Annotated in this window: 15 protein-coding genes; 11 read left to right on the top strand and 4 right to left on the bottom strand. The window is 48.0% G+C overall.

Annotated features, from left to right (window positions below):
• Window positions 1-11 precede the first annotated feature (11 nt).
• Window positions 12-3,041: a TonB-dependent receptor gene (locus Q0577_RS03825; protein WP_298732977.1), complete on the bottom strand. Its 3,030-nt coding sequence runs from the start codon at window positions 3,039-3,041 to the stop codon at window positions 12-14.
• Window positions 3,042-3,207: 166 nt separating this feature from the next.
• Between Q0577_RS03825 and Q0577_RS03820 the strand changes: the two genes are divergently transcribed.
• Window positions 3,208-4,107 carry an AraC family transcriptional regulator gene (locus Q0577_RS03820; protein WP_298732974.1) on the top strand — a complete coding sequence of 300 codons (900 nt, stop codon included), beginning with the start codon at window positions 3,208-3,210 and terminating at the stop codon, window positions 4,105-4,107.
• A 112-nt stretch (window positions 4,108-4,219) separates the two neighbouring features.
• Window positions 4,220-4,708 (top strand): hypothetical protein, encoded by a 489-nt coding sequence (locus tag Q0577_RS03815; protein ID WP_298732972.1) that lies wholly within the window; start codon window positions 4,220-4,222, stop codon window positions 4,706-4,708.
• A gap of 448 nt (window positions 4,709-5,156) precedes the next feature.
• Here Q0577_RS03815 and Q0577_RS03810 read toward each other — a convergent pair whose 3' ends face one another.
• Complete coding sequence (locus tag Q0577_RS03810; protein WP_298732970.1) at window positions 5,157-6,761, bottom strand: carboxylesterase family protein; 1,605 nt, start codon at window positions 6,759-6,761, stop codon at window positions 5,157-5,159.
• A 61-nt stretch (window positions 6,762-6,822) separates the two neighbouring features.
• Between Q0577_RS03810 and Q0577_RS03805 the strand changes: the two genes are divergently transcribed.
• From Q0577_RS03805 to Q0577_RS03795, 4 genes are all read left to right on the top strand, one after another.
• Complete coding sequence (locus Q0577_RS03805; protein ID WP_298732968.1) at window positions 6,823-7,407, top strand: hypothetical protein; 585 nt, start codon at window positions 6,823-6,825, stop codon at window positions 7,405-7,407.
• A 31-nt stretch (window positions 7,408-7,438) separates the two neighbouring features.
• Entirely contained in the window at window positions 7,439-8,236 is a 798-nt protein-coding gene (locus Q0577_RS03800; protein ID WP_298732966.1) for a hypothetical protein, read from the top strand.
• Window positions 8,203-8,325 (top strand): energy transducer TonB, encoded by a 123-nt coding sequence (locus Q0577_RS27200; protein ID WP_366883814.1) that lies wholly within the window; start codon window positions 8,203-8,205, stop codon window positions 8,323-8,325. The genes Q0577_RS03800 and Q0577_RS27200 overlap by 34 nt, the downstream gene beginning before the upstream one ends.
• 153 nt (window positions 8,326-8,478) lie before the next feature.
• On the top strand, window positions 8,479-9,231 hold the full coding sequence (locus tag Q0577_RS03795; RefSeq protein ID WP_298732964.1) for a hypothetical protein: 753 nt from the start codon (window positions 8,479-8,481) through the stop codon (window positions 9,229-9,231).
• Window positions 9,232-9,283: 52 nt separating this feature from the next.
• On the opposite strand, the gene Q0577_RS03790 is transcribed toward Q0577_RS03795, so the two are convergent.
• Both Q0577_RS03790 and Q0577_RS03785 read right to left on the bottom strand, forming a co-directional pair.
• On the bottom strand, window positions 9,284-11,470 hold the full coding sequence (locus Q0577_RS03790) for an alpha-galactosidase (protein ID WP_298732962.1): 2,187 nt from the start codon (window positions 11,468-11,470) through the stop codon (window positions 9,284-9,286).
• A 53-nt stretch (window positions 11,471-11,523) separates the two neighbouring features.
• A complete protein-coding gene (locus Q0577_RS03785; RefSeq protein ID WP_298732960.1) occupies window positions 11,524-13,863 on the bottom strand; it encodes a glycoside hydrolase family 95 protein in 2,340 nt (779 codons plus the stop codon).
• 215 nt (window positions 13,864-14,078) lie between these two features.
• Between Q0577_RS03785 and Q0577_RS03780 the strand changes: the two genes are divergently transcribed.
• The 5 genes from Q0577_RS03780 to Q0577_RS03760 all read left to right on the top strand — a co-directional run bounded on the left by Q0577_RS03780 (window position 14,079) and on the right by Q0577_RS03760 (window position 18,881).
• Window positions 14,079-14,993: an AraC family transcriptional regulator gene (locus Q0577_RS03780; protein WP_298732958.1), complete on the top strand. Its 915-nt coding sequence runs from the start codon at window positions 14,079-14,081 to the stop codon at window positions 14,991-14,993.
• A gap of 69 nt (window positions 14,994-15,062) precedes the next feature.
• A complete protein-coding gene (locus Q0577_RS03775; RefSeq protein WP_298732956.1) occupies window positions 15,063-15,497 on the top strand; it encodes a DUF6010 family protein in 435 nt (144 codons plus the stop codon).
• Window positions 15,498-15,500: 3 nt separating this feature from the next.
• Window positions 15,501-15,965, top strand: a complete 465-nt coding sequence (locus Q0577_RS03770; RefSeq protein WP_298732954.1) for a hypothetical protein — start codon at window positions 15,501-15,503, stop codon at window positions 15,963-15,965.
• Window positions 15,965-16,291, top strand: coding sequence for a DUF3817 domain-containing protein (locus Q0577_RS03765; protein WP_298732952.1), 327 nt, complete (start codon window positions 15,965-15,967; stop codon window positions 16,289-16,291). The genes Q0577_RS03770 and Q0577_RS03765 overlap by 1 nt, the downstream gene beginning before the upstream one ends.
• Before the next feature lie 142 nt (window positions 16,292-16,433).
• Entirely contained in the window at window positions 16,434-18,881 is a 2,448-nt protein-coding gene (locus Q0577_RS03760; protein WP_298732950.1) for an ABC transporter permease, read from the top strand.

Genomic DNA, 18,881 nt, shown 5'->3' with positions numbered 1-18,881 from the left:
CAGTTTTTAAATTATAAACCCAGGTTTACGCCAAATAAGAAGGTGCGATACCTTGGATAGATCTCTGCACTGGTGGCGCCGGTGATCTCCGGATCAATACCTCGGAAGCCAGTGAACAGGAAAGGCTCTGTTACCTGTATATACGCGCGCAGCGATCGTAACTTTACTTTACTGAGCAGGGTGGAGGAAAAATCGTAGGCCATGGAAATATCCCTTACACGAATGAAATCCCCTTTCTCCACCGCATAGCTGGAAGAGCCGTTGGGCAACATTCTCAATGCGCTGCCAAAAGCATTGGGCCTGGGTATATCGGTGTTCGTGTTGGCAGGCGACCAATAGTTCAGGCCGTCTTTTATGATCACATTGCGTCCTGCCCCTACGTACAGAAAATCAGTGTAGGCCTTATTATACACGTCATGACCGTACATGTAGGTGGTAAAGATGGTCATGGAGATCCGCTTATACCTGAAATAATTCCAGACACCGCCCCAGCCTTTGGGAGTAGTGCGGCCAACAATGGTACGATCATACTGATTGATGATACCATCGTTATTCAGATCTTTTACCTTGATATCACCTGGCCTGCCATTAGGATTCAGTTTAAAGTCATCTCCCTCCTGGTAAAGGCCGTCAAATACATAGTCTACGATCAGGCTGTTGGGCGCCTCTCCTACTTTCAATGTGGGGCTGAGTGAATCGCGGCCTGGTAAGAGTCCGGTGATTTTGGAAGTATACTTAGACCAGTTAAGATTGATCTGCCAATCAAAATTGCTGGTCTTCACCGGCCATAATTTCAACCCGATATCCACGCCTTTGGTATTCATGGACGCAATGTTGATGGTCTTATTACTAAAGCCCTGCGAAGGCGCCAATGTCTGATCCAGCAGCAGGTTACGGATGTTCTTGTTGTAGTAATCGAATGTGGCCTGTATCCTTGAGTTAAAGAATGCCAGGTCGAAACCGGTATTAAACTGGTGCTGGCTTTCCCACTTCAGGCCGGGGTTACCCTGACTGGAACCTTGCTGGTAACCGGTGGTCTGGCTGTTGCCATTAAAGGGATAGCTGGCGGAGTTCAGGCGGGCAAAGATCCTGTCGTAACTGATATCCTGGTTACCGATCACACCGTAGCTGATCCTGATCTTGGCATCATTAACCATAGACTTCAGCTTGAAGCCGATGAAAGGTTCGTCAATCAAACGCCATGCGCCACTGACAGAGGGAAAAAAGCCGTAACGGTTGTCTGCGCCGAAACGGGAAGATCCATCATAGCGGGCGGTAAGGTTGAAGATGTACCGGTCTTTAAATTTATAGATCACCCTGCCAAGTAAAGAGCTGATTGCCCAGTCATAGTAATCGCTATAAATAGCATCACGGCGGGTGGCCAGTTTCATATCACGGTAGGTCAGTTCGTCTGTAGGGAATCCGGAAGCCACGTCCTGGTTCCATTCCTGCCTTCTTTTCTGGAAGGTAAAGCCGCCCAGTACATTGAAGGAATGTTGTTCAGAGGGGTTATAGTCGTAGGTCAGGGTATTTTCCCAAACCCAGTCGCGGTAGCCAAAGTTCTGCACTTTTGCCACTCCTTGTTTCAGGTAGCCGTCTCCCACGGTTGTACGCGGGTAATATTCAAAGCGTTGGTTCTTATAGATATCTATACCCAGGCTGGAACGGAAATTAAGGTTACTCAGCACTTTATATTCCAGGAAGAGGTTTCCGATAAGGCGATCATCTACACTATGGTTGATCGCATCCCTGGCCAGTACCACCGGGTTGTTCACACTGATGTTACCGGTACCCGGGTCTACCTCTATCACCGGCTTGCCGGCTGAATCGTAAATGGGTCTCAGGGGGCTCATAGTAACTGCGTTATAGTATGTTTCGTTGCTGACTATATCAGTTTCTATATGGGAATAGTTGCTGTTCAGGCCCATGGTAAGTTTGTCTGTAACTGCGGATTCCATGTTACCTTTTACGGAATAACGTTTCATGTTGGAACCAACGATAATACCGTCCTGGTTCATGTAGTTACCGCTCAGGTAGATCTTATTACGGCCTATACCATTGGCAATACTCAGGGTATGGCTTTGCATCGGCGCCACCCGGGTAATAGCCCCGGGCCAGTCGTATGTTTTGCCTTGCGCCAGGCTCTTAAGCTCTGTGGGACTGAACACCTGTTTATCAGTTTCCGGATCGTTCAGCGGCCAGGCAACGGGATCCTCATCGCTCAATGCGATCCGCCTGAGGTTGGCATAATCCTTCCCATCAATGAAGTCATAGCTGCGGTAGATCTTCTGTATACCATAGTAGCCGTTATAATCTATGCTGGATCTGCCAGCCTTCGCCTTTTTGGTGGTGATGATCACCACGCCGGAAGCTGCTCTGGCGCCATAGATAGCCGCAGCAGAAGCGTCTTTCAGCACATCTATGGATTCAATATCGTAGGGGTTCAGCTCCCTGATATCCCCGGTCATGATCACGCCATCTACAACATAAGTGGGACCTGACCCATCTGTATTGAGGGTATTAATACCCCTGATCCGGATGCTGGTTCCTGCGCCGGGCTGATACCCCCCGCTGTTAATCTGTACACCGGGTACCCGTGACTGCAGGGCACTATTGATATTCGTTACTGGCAGTTCGCTTAGCTCCTTGCCGGAGATACTGGCTACAGCACTGGTAAGATCTTTCTTTTTCTGTGAGCCGTAGCCTATCACCACTACTTCGTTGAGCCCGGAGATATCCGTTTCCATCAATGCAGTGATAGCGGTATCTGAAGGAGATACGCTGGCAGTATAAGGTTTGTAGCCTACATAGCTGAAAACCAGGGTGGCCTTACCGTCAATACTGATCGTGAAATTTCCGTCAGCATCTGTTTTCTGAGAAGCCTTTTTGTTCACTGTGTTGGTAATAGTCACAAAAGGCAGCGGCTTTTTTGTACCAGCATCGAGCACTTTTCCTTTTAGCTGTCTTGTTTGTGCAGCCGCCTGGATGCATATACCTGCGGCTAGTAGTAATAGATAGAAGGATGTAAAGCATTTCTTCATAACATGAATTTTACATTGAGCGTGGCGCTTGCGATTAATTAGTCCCCGTGGAAAATGATCTGTCCCAAAATTCGTAGTTCGCTTTAAAACAGGGAATAGTGTTTTTTTCGGTGATGATGGATTTTTATTCGGTTTTTCCGAAATTGAAGAAAATATATCTTTAGGCATGAAAGAGAAAGTTGCGAGAAAGCGGGAAGGGTTTGAGGGGCAGCGGCTTATTGTGCTGCCCAAAAAGATCAGCACTGATTTCCTGACAAAAGACCCGATCACAAGGCAGATCTATATTACTGACATAGGATACTATCCTAAAGCCAGGGGCCACTATATCAAGCGCTCTGCCGGGGTAGGGCAACATATTATTATTTACTGTGTGGAGGGCAGCGGATGGGTGGAGATAGACAGGAAACGGGTAGAGATCCAGCCATCACAGTTCGTCACTATACCGATGAATACACCACACACCTATTCTGCCAACGAAGACGATCCATGGACTATCTACTGGATACATTTTAAAGGAGAGCTGGCCGCATATATTGTAGACCTTATACTGCAGCATGCCAAAAATTATAAGCCTTACCTTCCGTATAATGAGAACCGTATAAAGTTATTTGAGGATATCTATTCCAACCTGGAAAGAGGATATACGGCAGACAACCTGCGGTATGTGAACATGATCTTCTATCACTTCTTATCGTCATTACTATACGAGGACAAGTTCAATTATATCCAGCATTCGGCAGAGAAAGACGTGATTGCATCCACACTGGACCTGATGCAGCAGAAGATCCATACCAGGATTACACTAAATGAATTTGCCGAATTTGCGAACCTGTCGGTATCCTATTTTTCAACGATCTTCAGGGAAAGAACAGGCTATGCACCGGTAGAGTACTTTAATCACCTGAAGGTACAAAAGGCTTGTCAGTATCTGCTGTTGCCCGATATTACCGTTAAAGAAACAGCGCAAAAACTGGGAATGGATGATCCGTATTATTTTTCACGAATGTTTTCAAAGTTGATGGGAATATCGCCAAAGGAGTACAGGAAGCGGAATAATGTGGGTTAATACTGTTCAAAAAATTTCTTTTAGCCATTAACAGCTGATTCACATTCTAGTTTCAATAATGTTCCTATTTTAAGCCCGATAATTAATTGTATTGTTAACCAAATTAAAAACAATGGTTAAAGAAAACCAGCTATCTGAAAGTATCGATAGCATTGCTATGGACACTATCCAACAGTCCATTACGACCATCAAATCACAACTGCCTTTTCTGTTAAAGCTTAGTCCAAATCAACGGCAGGGATATTCCCGAATGGGAGACAAATCCCTGGCGTTTGTGGAAAAAGCTTTGGCATATGCAGAAGGGAATCCTCACCTGGTTCCACCTTACCTGAAGGTACCGGAATTCAGGAAGGATTGGGAGCTGGCAAAGTCACTTACCAAAGTGATCCAGCCACTGCAAAGTCTGATCGAGGCGCTTGATGACACCTTGATGGTAGCAGGCAACGAGAGCTACGGTGCTGCTCTCATCTTTTACAATTCCGCCAAAAGAGCGGCAAACAACGGAGTACAAGGTACTCAAAGCATTGTAAAAGATTTAAAACAACGGTTTCCGGGGCGCAACAGCTCAAAAGCGGTTCCGAAACAGGTTGACGAAGCATAACACCTGAATGGTGTTAATTCGTAACAGCAAATTGCGGTATTGTTCAGCTCAAACGGGGAATAATAATCGCAATTTGCTGTTTTTGTTTATACCAACATGCTAGAGAGAAAAGACAAATTGCTGGTCAGCCATTCATTACATACGGTACCCAAATGCAAACTGCTCAAGAGCCCATCAATGATACAGGTTGATAACCCTAAATTGCTGTTCCCTTATAGAAAATTGTGGAGTACAGTCACAAAATTGCATCTTGCGACACAAAATTGGTGGTAGAAGAATGAAAACTGCAGCTTTATACCTTCGCCGCTGAAAAGACAGCAACTGCAAATTGCTGTTCCCCTATAGAAATTTCTGGTAGTTAAATAGAACATTACATCCATGAAGGGCAAATAAAAAAGGCCTGCAAACCTAGATTTACAGGCCTCATTCAACAATGATGTACTAAATATTATTCAGTGGTTAGTTTAACCTGTGTAAGGAAGCGATCTTCATGTTTACTCTGTTCTGCCCTTGTATTCACATCAATATGCATTACAGCAACAGGTTGGGTGCTGTTGGCCACAGGCCATACCGGTAGCCCTGGGCCATTGGGGTCATGCTTTGTAATAAAGTTGGCAAAGTACTGCTGCATGATGCGGGATACTTTATAATCATCGTCCGTCCAGGCAAATACTTTATTGTGATCCAGGTTACCCATTGCATACTCAATCTCTGCAGAGTGAACGGCTCCCCTGGCTGGCGGAGCTGGCGGCTTTTTAGCAGCATCTGTATTCCGCTGAATGCCGCCGGCCAAACCAGGCGTGGCATTACCCAGTTCGGGACGTACAGCCGGCCTGGGACGCTCGTAGTAATAACGGTATACCGGACCTTTACCGGTTTTTGTATGCATATCCGCCCAACGCCAGGTACTGAAGCCAATAAAACGATCACTGGCAAGGTCTGTAGCCACCTTTTCCACATCTTCATCTGTAGCCGGGTTATAGACTTTCAATATTTCAGCGGCCTTGCCGCCATATAACTTTTGTACAGCCTTCACGAAATTCTGTTTTGTAGGCAGCTCATTTCCCAGTATGCCACGATAGTCGCCTTCCTGGCTGTTCCAGCCTAACAGTAGCGGCACCTGAGCCTGTTCTCCCGCTGCAAAGATCTCGTAAGGGCTTTTCGGGAAGAAGTAACCATCTACCGTTCTGCTGAAACGGAAAGGGCCAAATTTCCCGGACAGGGTTAACAGGGAATCTGCGTTCATAGCCCTGAGCTCCGCGAGGGAATTAGCGCCGGCAACCTCGGCAAATTCAAGACCTGTTTTCTCGCCTTCGCTAAGTGGCAGGGCAGGTAACGCACCTAATATGGAGCCACTTTCCCCGATAGCTGCGGCAAACAGGTTTTTAGATAAAGGAGAAGCCATTTGTGCACTCACCGCAACAGAGCCGGCAGACTCACCCGCGATGGTTACCCTGGCTGGATCACCGCCAAAGGCAGCGATATTCTCCTGCACCCATTTTAATGCCGCCGCCTGGTCAAGCAGGCCGTAATTGCCGGAAGCATGATGAGGCGACTCTTTTGTTAATTCAGGATGCGCAAGAAATCCGAATACGCCTAAACGATAATTTACCGTTAAAGCTACAATGCCTTTCTGCGCCATGCTCTCTCCATCGTAACGGCCTTCTGAACCATCGCCGGCTACAAAGCCGCCGCCGTAGAAATACACCAGAACCGGCAACCGTTCTTTACCTGATTTTGCGGGTGTCCATACATTCAGGTATAAACAATCCTCACTCATGCCGTCTGAACGAAAGGCCATGTCGCCAAAAACCGGCAGTTGCATGGTACGCGGACCAAAATGATCTGTCTTCCGTACCCCTGCCCAGTTTTTAACCGGCTGGGGTGCTTTCCACCTGAGGTCCCCTACAGGAGGCGCCGCAAAAGGAATTCCCTTGAAAGAACGGATACCGCTTTTTTCAATCGTTCCCTCTACAATACCATTGGCTGTTCTTACCTGGTTATTTTTGCCACCTGATTGGGCATTTGCGTGGAATGTGATCACAGCAGACATTAAAAATAAGTATGTTCTTAAGTATCTCATTTCTGCTCTATTTAATAGTAATATACAAAATATGTTACCTTTGAAGGCCAGGAAAATATCTATGCCTGTACTGATACCCGAAACACAATTAGGCACTGTCCTTATCCCCTCTTTCACCGTTTCCAGGGGTAATATTGTAGTAATCAAACTGCCTCATGGCGCGCTATTCTCCTGGCTGACTTCCTCCTTTGCGGATCACATCAAACGGCAGACCAGCGATATTGCGCCTGCTTTTGCCTATGTGGATTACAGCCCGGGCACATCTCTCAAACGGCTCTTCTCTCCCGTGAGCATAAAAGATTATGTGCATAAGGCTGGCAATCCTTCCAGCCCTGCTATTGCAGAAATGTATAAGAGCACTGAGTTTTCTCCGGGCACGAAGCTGTCGTCCCTGATAAGCGGGGATCAGAAGCTGCTGGCGCTGCTGGTTACATTATCGCGGACGCCCCATGTTATTTTAAACATGAGCGGGCTGGATCCCGAAAGAGCGAAACGCATTTTTTCTATCCTTCAAGACAATGCCAGCAGGCAAGGCACTTCAATAATACTGGATTTATGCGATGAATTTAAGTCGGAGTGTACTCATTTTATAGAGAGTATGGTAATAACCGTTTAACTTTGCGGAATTAAATCTGTATCCCTGTATCATGAAACTTTTCTTACTCCTTGCAATCTGCTGTACCTTTTCATTACCTGTTCTTTCCCAGAACGACGGTCCTAACGATGGTGTTGTCTATAAATATTATGATAAGAACTGGAACCAATTGCCGTTCAAAGATGGAGCTGCGTATGTAAGAGTATTTACCGGTTTGGATGTTATAAGAACCCGGTATGAGGTAAACGAGTACACCATTCGTGGCGTGCTGCTCCGCCAAATGGGCTCCTCCTCAAGGCACTACCTTATACCTGAAGGTCCCTGTACCTGGTATAACAAAAAACAACAGCCTTTGAAGAAGGGCCAGTATAAACGAGGCATACCCACAGGCCAGTGGACTGAATATTACAATAACGGCCAGATGAAGGAGCAATATACCTATGCACAGCTGAAGGGTGATTCTATCCCTGATCCACTTGTTTTTACTCTGGATAACAGCTGGGACAGCACGGGTCTGCCGGAAGTGGTAAATGGCAATGGTTTTTACCAGCAGCGCGATGATACAACCGGTATAGTACTGAGCAAAGGTACGATTAAGAACGGGCAGAAGGATGGTCTTTGGCTGGGCTTTCATAAAAACGGGCTAAAGGATTACGAAGAGGAATACGCAGACGGGGAATTTGTTAAAGGAACCAGGTTCGACAATGACGGTACAAGCGCTGCCTATGACCACCTGATGGAAGCGCCTGTTTTCCCTGGTGGAGATAAGGGCCGGGGAAAGTTTTTACAAAGACAATCAGGTATTCCGTTATTGCAATGGAAAATGGATATGACGGCACCGTCATTGTAAAATTTGTTATAAACACCGATGGAGCTGTCGGCGATATTGAAATAGAGGGAGAAGTGGAAGATCCCTGGATGCCGAAGCGATCCGCGTAGTTTCATTAATGCCCCGGTGGACGCCCGGAAAACTAAGAGGTAAAATAGCGCCTGCAGTTGTCCGGCAGCCAATCAAATTCACGATCACATACTGATCCACGGCCAAAACCATGATCATAGTGGCAGTCGCCGGTTTTATTTATCTTGCAACACATGTATACATCAAGCTGCTATACCCGTTTAATACCTGTATTGCTGGTCTTTTTTATCATACAGGCCTGTAAACAGGCCCCCTCCTCTGCCGTTACCATCAGTGGGCAGGTACTGGACGAGCAAAGCAGGCAACCGGTACCAGGCATCCATGTCATACTGCAGGCTGTTCCCGCATCCGCTAAAGATACACCGCTGGCAGCCGCCGTAACAGACCAGGAGGGAAAGTATACGATCACCACCAGGCGCGGCACTATCAACCGGTACACCGATACGGCTGATACGCACTATCAAAAAGCCGCTCTACGGCTGCTGGCAGAACCCGCACAAGCGCAACAAAAGCAGCAATACAAAAACCCCTACAAAGCAGGTCCCAACCGGGCGCCGCTGCTCTATTTCAGTCAGCTGGCATTGCCCGCTAACCGCTTGCAGGAAAATAATATTGTTCAGGATATTGTAATGCAGACAGGCGCTATCATTGTATGCCGCAGCCCTGTCACCGAAACCGGTACTGATTTATATCTTGATATTACGGGTCTGCAAAAACCGCAGGACCACTTCAGGGTCATCGTTAATACACAACGCTACCTGGTTGTACGCCCTGATCACCCCTACCTGCTGAACATCATCCACCAGCTGTCCGGCACAGACAGTATCCCGAATGAACAGATCATAAAACAGGATACCGTCCGGCTTAAACCAATGGATACACTGGCCATCAACATTTCCAGGCAAATGTTAACTACAGCGCCTTAACCGGTGATTACGGGGATGAGCACAACGGTGCGGTGCACTTGCCTGCTGCGCCTTATACCTCATCTATCTGAAGCACCACACTGGTACGACGGCTATTTACATCGGGATTAAAGCCCACTTTCATGAGAAAATCACCGGAATATACTTTTTCAGCATCAATGGTAGATGTTGTACCGGGATAAAGGTTCACTTCCTTTATCTTATACTTTCCACTGGCTTTAAGCCCTTTCAGGCGGATAGGTAATTTACTGCCTTCGTCGTACCGGTTGTTCACCAGGTAGTTGAAGATTACGCCGGAAGACTGCTTTTCATCCAGGTACAGAACAGACGCCACGCTGCCTTCACGCGGATTTGCCAGGCGATACTGGTTGCCCTGCCAGATAATATGTTTGACTGCGTCATAGGTTTTTACTGCCTGCTGTGCATACTTCAGATCGTTCTCACCCAGTTTGCTCACTACAATATCAAAACCCAGCTTGCCCATCATCGCCACATCGGTACGGAACTTCAGCGGCTGACGGCCCCAGTCTGTTACGTGATTGGAACTGCTGATAGCCGGATAGAAATAAGAATACTCCCATTGCATAAAAATGCGTTCCAGCGGATCCGTGTTATCACTGGGCCAGAATTCAGTAAAGTATTGCAATGCGGCATAATCAACACGGCCGCCACCACCGGAGCATAACATCATCGGCACAGTGGGGTACTTTTTGCGGATGCGCTCCAATACTTTATACAGCCCGCGCATGTATTCGATAAAGAAATGCGACTGGTTTTTCAGGTGAGCAGAATAAGCATTATAGATCACAGCATTGCAGTCCCACTTGATATAGGCCAGATCCGGACTTTTAGTGAAGAGGTCATCAATAACCCTGAACACAAACTCCTGTACCTGTGGATTACTCAGATCCAGCACCAGCTGGTTGCGGAAATAATGTTCTTCTCTCTTCGGCTGACGGATCACCCAATCTTTATGTTTCTCGTACAATTCGCTTTTGGGATTCACCATTTCCGGTTCTACCCAGATACCAAACTTTACGCCGTCTGCCTGCGCCTGTTTTACCAGGGAAGTAATGCCATTGGGCAGCTTGGTCTTGTTTTCCTGCCAGTCGCCCAGTCCCGCATGATCGTCGTTCCGGGGATATTTGTTGGCAAACCAGCCATCGTCCAGCAGGAACAGATCTACGCCCAGGGCTTTGGTATCCTTAAAAAGGGCGAACAGCTTTTCTTCGTTAAAATCAAAATAGGTAGACTCCCAGTTATTCAGCAGCGTGAGTCTTTCACCCTTACCATCCAGCAATTTATAGTTCCTGGCCCAGCGATGCAGGTTGCGGCTGGCATCACCTTTACCGGAGCCTGAAAAGGTGTACAGGAAAGCAGGTGTAGTGAATACCTCATCAGGCGCCAGCGTATAGTCAGATGCGTAATTGTTGATACCGGCGATAATGCGGAGATTATCCCGCGGGTCCAGTTCCAGGTCTACCCTGAAATTGCCACTGTATTCCACTGCACCGTACAACACAGTACCCTCATCTTCTGTGGCGGGCTTGCCTAGGGAGACCATGAACACAGAAGGCTGGAAGAGGTTAGCGCGGGTACCCAGCTTGGTGTCCAGGGTTTTAATACCGTGTGTCAATCTAGATTCTTCTGGCTGCATTTCTTTGGCCCAGTCGCCATGGTACTGCGTAAGCCAGTAAGCGGGCGCCTGCAGGTGAACATTGGCAGATGCAAACTTGTGCAGCACTACATTGCCTTTTTCGCGGTGGCGTATTTCGCTCCACTGCTCTACTACGTCTTCCTTAAACCAGCTTTTATAAAAAAGCGTTACTTCAAAATCATAAACCGGGTCTTTTAAGCGGATCTTCAACAGGGACACGTTGTCATCTACCTTTGTCAGCTCATGATTGACGTATCTCAGATCAAGGGAATTATTGCCGTCTGCATGCGTCACTGCTATTGCAGGTTCTGCCAGGCTGCGGGAGCCAGCCGGTGTATAAGCAGCGCTTAGCTGGTTGGTATAATCGCCTGACTGACGGTAGGTACTTTGCACCATTGCATACTCGGCGTCGTTGGCCAGCTTCTCACCAAAATAGATGGTGTTAAGGTCTTTACTGTCTGTTACCTGCAACACCTGTGCGTGGTGTGCTGTCTGAACGGGAATGGTGATCTGCTGCGCCATTGCAAACTGGGCGCTCAGCAATACACCGGATAACGTGGTTAAATATACTTTTGCCTGCATGATGTAAGAGTTCCGGAAATGAGTATCCAATTTATAGTTTCGTACTGATATTTCTAAATTTTCGCCGTCATAATTTGCTGCATCTCCCCGTTCACCTTTACTTTTACCTGCTGCGGAACTGCTGAGGAAATACGGTAATCTGTTACACGGCCATCCTTCCAGCTGATGTCTACGGTCATATTTCCACGGGCCTTCAGTCCTTTAACCGTCCCAAAAGATTTCCACTGATCAGGAATGGCGGGCAGCAGGTCTATGTACCCGGCATGGCTTTGCAGCAGCATTTCTGCCAGCGCCGCTTCACCGCCAAAGTTGGCATCTATCTGGAAGGGAGGACCAGCAGAAAGGAGGTTGGGATAGATACCGCCTCCACCGCCATAATTGATATGGGTTTTCAGCGTTGGCCGCATCAGGTCTTTAAATAGTTTATAGGCGCGGTTGCCATCGTGCAGCCTGGCCCATAAAAGCTGTTTATAGGCGATAGACCATCCGGGGCCATCGTCTCCCCTCGCTTCCAGCGTTTTCTTACAGGCTTCCGCCAGATCTGGCGTTGCGTCGGGAGTGATCAAAGGCGCCGGGTATAAACCATACAGATGCGATAGATGGCGGTGATGCGGTTCTGTTTCCCGGTAGTCTTCCAGCCACTCCATCAGGCGGCCGTCCTTCCCTACTATGCCCGCCGGTGGGATCTGCAGCAGCTGCGCTTCCAGTTTTTTGCGGAAGTCATCATCTTTCCCCAGTTCCCTGGATGCAGTGATCACGTTGGTGAATAGTTCCCGTACGATCTGGTTATCGATGGTGGGCCCGTTACAAATACTGGCAGATTTTCCATCAGGCAGCAGGAAAGAATTTTCCGGCGAGGAGGATGGCGATGTTACCAGCCAGCCTGTATGCGGATCTTTCACCAGCATGCTGCTGTAAAATTGTGCCGCCCCTTTCAGTACGGGATAAATATCGGCGAGGTATGCTTTGTCGTTACTGAATGCATAGTGTTCCCAGAGATTGTTACACAACCAGCCGGAGCCCGATTTGGTAATGCCCCAGGAAGCGCTTTCTCCCGGTTCTGTAAATCCCCATATGTTAGTGATCACGTGGGCTACCCATCCCTCTGCATTGTAATAGGCTTTGGCAGTACGTTGTCCGGGTTCGATCAATCCCTTTACCAGCGCTGCCAGTGGTAGGTTCAGCTCGGAGAGGTTGGTCACTTCCACCGGCCAGTGATTCATCTGCACATTTACGTCCAGGTGGTAATCGCCATTCCAGGGCGTCTGGATCTGGTTGGCCCACAGGCCCTGCAGGTTTGGCGGCAACAGTCCAACTCTTGTACTGCTGATACTGAGGTACCTGCCAAACTGGAGAAATAGTGCAGACAAGGCATCATCTGCTTCCGGGTGCTCCTGGAAAGCAGCCAGTCTTTTGTCGGTAGTCAGCTGGTCTGCACTGGTGGCGCCCAGCTGCAGATGCAGGCGGTTGAACAGTTTCTGATAATTGGTGGTATGCTCCTGCAGCTGCACAGCATAAGGCTTTTTCACAGCAGCAGCCAGCAGCTGCTGTACACGTTCCTTAAAACGCGGGCTACGGAAATCAGTGCCCATCGAAACAACAATGAGCACCTCCGTAGCATCTTTGATGAACAGTGAATGATGATCTGTAGTTAACCGTCCGCCGTTAAGCCGGGCCGTTACCTGCCCCAGGTATTGCATGCCTGGTTGGTCTGTACCGCTGGCCAGCTGGCCATTCATCTGCAGTACGTTACCCGCTGTGCTTATGGTGGCCCTTTCAGGGCGGTTCATGGTAATCTGCAGGTTCAGCTGTCCCGGACGGGAAGCCCTGAGCCGCACCAAACCTACATCATCCCCAAAGCTGGTAAAATACTCCCGGGTATAAGTAACTCCGTTCACTTTAAAGGTAGTCTTTGCCAGGGCGGTATTCAGGGACAATTCTCTTTCGTAATCAGTAAAAGCGATATTACTATCCGCCACTCCCTTGTAATCATAGCGCAGCTCCAGGTTGCCCAGGGTCTGGAAGCAACCAAAGGGCACATCTGCAGATCCCTTCCCGGTACAGGTAAAGGATTTATCCATAATGTCCTGGGCCTCGTTATTACGGCCTTCTGCCAGCAACTGCCTGATCTGCGGCAGCAGTTTATAGGCTTCGTAATTATTGGCATCCTGCGGGGCGCCCGACCAAAGGGTGATATCATTCAGCACAATCTTTTCTGCATTCACTCCTCCATCAGGCATCATACCCAAACGGCCATTACCCAGCGGCAGGGTGGCCTCCCATACAGCGGCTGGTTTGTCATACCATAAACGCAGGGGCTGCTGCTGCGCGAAAGATACGGCGCCAGGCGTCAGCAGTAATAAGGGAAGAATGATCAGTCGCCTAAAAGTCATTGCTTGTTTACAGTTCATATCCGGGAATTCAGGGTAAAACTATCCTCTGCATGTTGAACAGGAAATAGACAAATCTGCTATGTTGATGGATTATACTATTCTCCGTTTTATGGTTGGACAGTGTATGTTAATTCATATCCACACAAAATAAAGCTAAAACCCTAATTTTACCGGTCAGTTGGAAATTTCCGTAAGAATCAGCATACGTTCTATCCATGCGCAGTAAAAGCAAGATCAATGTTTATGACCCAACCTCCTTTCTTCCCCGGTTCATGCCTTCTGATGAGCTGATGGGCCTTATGAAAGCAGGTTACGAAAAGTTCCTGGTTGTAAAACTGGAAGAAATGTACCGGCATGTAACAAAGGCGGTGCCTGCCAGCAGGTCGCTTACCCACTCCTGCCTGTACCTGACTTCGGGGGAAGCTAATATGAAGATCGGCAGCGAATCCTATACCATCCATAAAGACCAGATGTTGTTCGTGCCGGCCGGCCAGGTTTTTTCTTTTGGCGAGAATGATGTAAACAAAGGCTATCTCTGTTCTTTCCATGAAGATATACTTACCGGTAAATTCGGGGGTAGCGAGCTGCTGAAAGATTTTGAGTTCCTGCAGGTATGGGGCAATCCGCGCATTGTGCTTCCGCAGCAAACATCCAGGTTCATATTACACCTTTTCAGGCGCATACTGCATGAATACACGCAAAACGGGCTCAATACCCCGAATATCATTCAACCCTATTTTATTGCCCTGCTCTGCGAAGCTAATACTGCCTATCAGCCGGTATCTGCCAGTACACAGACCATGGCGGTTAATCTTACCAACCGGTTCAAAGCCCTGCTGTTCGCCAACATCCGTCAGCACCACCTGGTAAGCGACTATGCGGCCTTACTGAACATCTCTCCCAATCACCTGAACAAAACGGTGAAGATGATCACCGGCAAATCGCCTGGTAAATGGATAGACGAGACCATTGTGCTGGAAGCCAAGGTGTTGTTAAGCCAGACCCGCTTTTCTATCAGCGAGATAGCTGCTGAAGTAGGCATAGACGATCAATCCTATTTTACAAGACTGTTTAAAAAGTACGAGGGCCTTACACCATCCGAGTTCCGGGCAAGGATTGAAAAGTCCTAAAAATCCCACTGTCTGTCCTAACAATGAGCGCCCCTTGTTCGGAGCTTTGCACAGCAAAAAGAAGAACAAATGGGAACACAACTTCATCCGGAATTCACTATGCTGAACGGGGGAATAGCCGTAGTGATCGCCATGATCTATATCCTTCTCTCCTCTTTAATAAAAGAACCTGAAAGACAGAAATTTAACGCTATTATGGTAGGCGGGGCAGGCGCCGCATATCTCAGCGGCGGATTGGGAGGCTGGGAATTTGCCTATTGCTCCGTGGCTGCCTTCATAGCTTATAAAGGTCTGCGGCATTATTATTTTATCGGTATCGGCTGGATAATGCATAGCTGCTGGGATATTGTACATCACCTGTACGGCAATCCCATTGTACCATTCAGCCCCAGCTCTTCTGCCGGCTGCGCAGTATGTGATGCTGTACTGGCCCTCTGGTTTTTCCTTGGGGCACCTGCTCCCTATGACCTGTTACGGATACGCGCATTAGCAAATAAAATATAATTCATGTATTCATTTCTGTTATTCACACACTCGCTGTGGAGATGGCTTGTGCTGATCAGCCTTGTTTACGCTATCATCAGGGGCGTCAGAGGGCGTATAAAGCGGCTTCCCTTTACCGCTACAGACAACCGGGCCAGGCATTTTACGGCCACCATCGCTCACATTCAGCTGATCATAGGTTATGCGCTGTATTTCAACAGCCCGGTGATCAGTTACTTCAGGACCAATTTCAAAACGGCTGTACACCAGCCGGAATTCCTGTTCTTTGGCCTGATCCATATTATTGGAATGACCACCTCCATTGTGCTCATTACCGTTGGATCTTCTATGGCTAAACGCCAGGCCACAGACCGGGAAAAGTTCAACGTAATGGCCTTCTGGTTCATACTGGCCCTGATCATGATATTCGTAACCATACCCTGGCCTTTTTCGCCGCTGGCACACAGGCCTTATTTAAGACACTTTTAATGATGAAAACATTATTCACCACCAAAGTAGGGCGGCTTCGCCTGATCGGTTTCCTGGAAGGCATTTCTTTACTGATATTATCTGGCATTGGGGTACCCTTAAAATATGCCTGGGGCGATCCCTCCCTTGTTAAAATGATGGGACCTCTGCACGGGCTGTTATTCCTGCTTTTTGTTATTAATACGATCAGTGTTGGCGTAGCTTATGGATGGAAGTTCGGCAACACCACCTGGAAAGTATTGCTGGCGTGCTTTATTCCTTTCGGCACGTTTTATATTGACCGGAAGATCTTGTCAAAAATGGATGCAGGCAACAGTGTTGAATAATGGTTGTATAGTTGTTCGGTTGTGAACGGGTAAACGTTCGCCAGCGAACATCCAGGCCCCCTGTATTACAGCTATTTAATTGATAGTGAACTAACTAGGGTTCCGGCCCGTTTTCTGTATACAGGTGGCATACACCTTTGTTATGATCAACAGCTTCTTAAAACGCTCTTTCCGCACCCTATGGAGAAATAAAGCTTTCTCCCTGCTCAACATTCTTGGACTGGCAATAGGTATTGGCGCCAGCCTGCTGATATTCCTCGTGATCCGCAATGAAATGAGCTATGACGGCTATCAAAGTAAACGCGACAGGATATTCAGGATGGTGACCATCTCCCGCAGCCGCAGTAATGGTGAGATAGCCTGGACACATAGCTTAGCACCGGCACCACTGCCGAATGCACTGCGCCGCCATTTTCCTTCCCTGGAAAAAGTAGCCGTGATGGAATCAGTGGGTGGAGCGCAGATCTATATTCCCGGGAAAAACGGGACAGATGAAAAGCGGTTTAAGGAATCTGACGGGATCTCTTTTGCAGAACCCGCACTGTTTGACATTTTTGATTTTAACTGGGTAGCCGGTAACGCCAAAGGAATGGAGGAGCCCAACACGGCTGTGATCTCTCAAAGCGTTGCCAGGAATTATTTCGGGGACTATGCCAATGCTGTAGGAAGAACCATACAGTTATGGTCTTACCGCGTGCCTTTACGTATCGTTGGTGTTTTTAAAGATCTGCCGGAAAATACGGATGTTCCCATACGCATTGCTGCTTCATTTGCCACCTATCAGCACCTTGATAACGGCGCCCGGTTAAAAGCGGAAGAAACCGACTGGCGTTCCTTATCAGGCGGGGCACAATGTTTTGTATTACTGTCACGGGGGCACGATATACAAAAGCTGCAGGCACGGCTGCCCGCTTTTGTTAAACAGAACTACCGGGAGGATGAAAACAAGACTGCACATGTAAGCTCACTGTTATTTCAACCCCTCAGGGAAGTGCACCTGGACAAGCGTTTCGGTACACTGAAGGGTGATAGCCTGTCAACCGGGCAACTGAGCGCGCTGGCCCTTATCGGCGTCTTTCTGCTGCTGGTGGCCTGTATCAATTTTATCAATCTTGCCACGGCACAATCTGTTAACCGCTCACGCGAGACCGGCGTGCGCAAAGCATTAGGCAGCAGCCGCACCCAGCTGGTGAAACAATACCTGGGCGAAACCGCACTGCTCACATTCATTGCGCTGATAATAGGTGGGATACTGGCCTGGATGACCGTCCCCTACCTGTGCCGGTTAATGGAGAAAAAACTGGTGCTGGATCTGCTGCATTATCCCTCTATTATAATATACCTGCTGTTAACCGGTATAGTGCTTACACTGCTGGCGGGCTTCTACCCGGCTATGGTATTGTCTGGTTTTAATCCCATAGCGGCCATAAAAAGTAAAGTCAGTACAAGAACGGTAGGCGGTATTTCGTTGCGCAGGGGATTGGTGGTATTCCAGTTCATGATCGCGCAACTGCTGGTGATAGGAACATTGGTGGTGTTAAAACAACTTCAGTTTTTCAGAAGTCAGCCCCTGGGCTTTGAAAAAGAGGCGGTAGTGCTGCTGGATCTGCCCAGCGACAGTTCTCTGAAAACAAAATACAATTACTTGAAAACGCAGCTGCAGCAGTTGCCTGGTGTAGCAGCCGCCAGCTTATGTTCCAGCGAGCCCAGCTCCGGCGGAGGATGGTACCGCGACTTTTCTTTTGATCACCATTCTGATAAACAGCCTTACAGCATTAAAATGTTGTATGCAGACAGCGGATATTTTAATACTTTCCGTATGAGCCTGGCAGCAGGCCGTCTTCCCTACCCCAGCGATACCGCCAGGGAACTGCTGGTAAATGAAACACTGGTGAGAAAATTAGGATTGAAGTCAGCTGCAGAGATCCTGGGCAAGACCATCCACTTTACAGAAGGAGAAACGCTTCCAGTAGTGGGTGTATTAAAAGATTACAATAATACCCCGCTGCAGGAATCCATTCATCCCGCTGCTATCACATCGGGCTATAGCAGATATGGTGAACTTGTACTTCGTTTGCGGCCCGAAGCCATCAGCAGTACGTTGAAACAGGTGCAAAAGATCTTTACTGAAGTGTACCCAACGTATATCTACGATTGCACATTCTTTGATGAAACGATCGCACGCTTCTATAAAACGGAAATGCAGACCGCCCAGCTGTTTAAAATGTTCGCCATACTGTCTATCTGTATTTCCTGCCTGGGACTATACGGGCTGGTATCGTTTATGGCCGTGCAGAAAACAAAGGAAGTGGGTATAAGAAAGGTATTGGGCGCTTCTGTGCTGCAGATTGTATACCTGTTCTCGAAAGAGTTTACCATATTGGTGGGAATTGCCTTCCTGATAGCTGCCCCGGCAGGGTATTATTTTATGCAGCAGTGGCTGGCCGGATTTCATTATCACACGCAAATGACGCCGGGCATCTTTGTGCTGGCCATTGTGCTGTCAATTACCATTGCCTGGCTGACAGTGGGTTATAAAGCGGTAAAGGCCGCGCTGGTAAATCCTGTTAAAAGCCTGAAGGCGGAATAG

Origin of the sequence: uncultured Chitinophaga sp., assembly GCF_937898475.1 — a bacterium.
GTDB lineage: Bacteria > Bacteroidota > Bacteroidia > Chitinophagales > Chitinophagaceae > Chitinophaga.
Note: the sequence above shows the minus strand (reverse complement) of the source record. Positions and strands in the feature narration are given on the sequence as shown.

What these genes read in the sequence shown, in the direction of transcription:
- Q0577_RS03825 (WP_298732977.1), bottom strand. Translation starts at nt 3,041, where the DNA reads ATGAAGAAATGCTTTACATCCTTCTATCTATTACTACTAGCCGCAGGT.
- Q0577_RS03820 (WP_298732974.1), top strand. Translation starts at nt 3,208, where the DNA reads ATGAAAGAGAAAGTTGCGAGAAAGCGGGAAGGGTTTGAGGGGCAGCGG.
- Q0577_RS03815 (WP_298732972.1), top strand. Translation starts at nt 4,220, where the DNA reads ATGGTTAAAGAAAACCAGCTATCTGAAAGTATCGATAGCATTGCTATG.
- Q0577_RS03810 (WP_298732970.1), bottom strand. Translation starts at nt 6,761, where the DNA reads ATGTCTGCTGTGATCACATTCCACGCAAATGCCCAATCAGGTGGCAAA.
- Q0577_RS03805 (WP_298732968.1), top strand. Translation starts at nt 6,823, where the DNA reads ATGTTACCTTTGAAGGCCAGGAAAATATCTATGCCTGTACTGATACCC.
- Q0577_RS03800 (WP_298732966.1), top strand. Translation starts at nt 7,439, where the DNA reads ATGAAACTTTTCTTACTCCTTGCAATCTGCTGTACCTTTTCATTACCT.
- Q0577_RS27200 (WP_366883814.1), top strand. Translation starts at nt 8,203, where the DNA reads ATGGAAAATGGATATGACGGCACCGTCATTGTAAAATTTGTTATAAAC.
- Q0577_RS03795 (WP_298732964.1), top strand. Translation starts at nt 8,479, where the DNA reads ATGTATACATCAAGCTGCTATACCCGTTTAATACCTGTATTGCTGGTC.
- Q0577_RS03790 (WP_298732962.1), bottom strand. Translation starts at nt 11,470, where the DNA reads ATGCAGGCAAAAGTATATTTAACCACGTTATCCGGTGTATTGCTGAGC.
- Q0577_RS03785 (WP_298732960.1), bottom strand. Translation starts at nt 13,863, where the DNA reads ATGACTTTTAGGCGACTGATCATTCTTCCCTTATTACTGCTGACGCCT.
- Q0577_RS03780 (WP_298732958.1), top strand. Translation starts at nt 14,079, where the DNA reads ATGCGCAGTAAAAGCAAGATCAATGTTTATGACCCAACCTCCTTTCTT.
- Q0577_RS03775 (WP_298732956.1), top strand. Translation starts at nt 15,063, where the DNA reads ATGGGAACACAACTTCATCCGGAATTCACTATGCTGAACGGGGGAATA.
- Q0577_RS03770 (WP_298732954.1), top strand. Translation starts at nt 15,501, where the DNA reads ATGTATTCATTTCTGTTATTCACACACTCGCTGTGGAGATGGCTTGTG.
- Q0577_RS03765 (WP_298732952.1), top strand. Translation starts at nt 15,965, where the DNA reads ATGATGAAAACATTATTCACCACCAAAGTAGGGCGGCTTCGCCTGATC.
- Q0577_RS03760 (WP_298732950.1), top strand. Translation starts at nt 16,434, where the DNA reads ATGATCAACAGCTTCTTAAAACGCTCTTTCCGCACCCTATGGAGAAAT.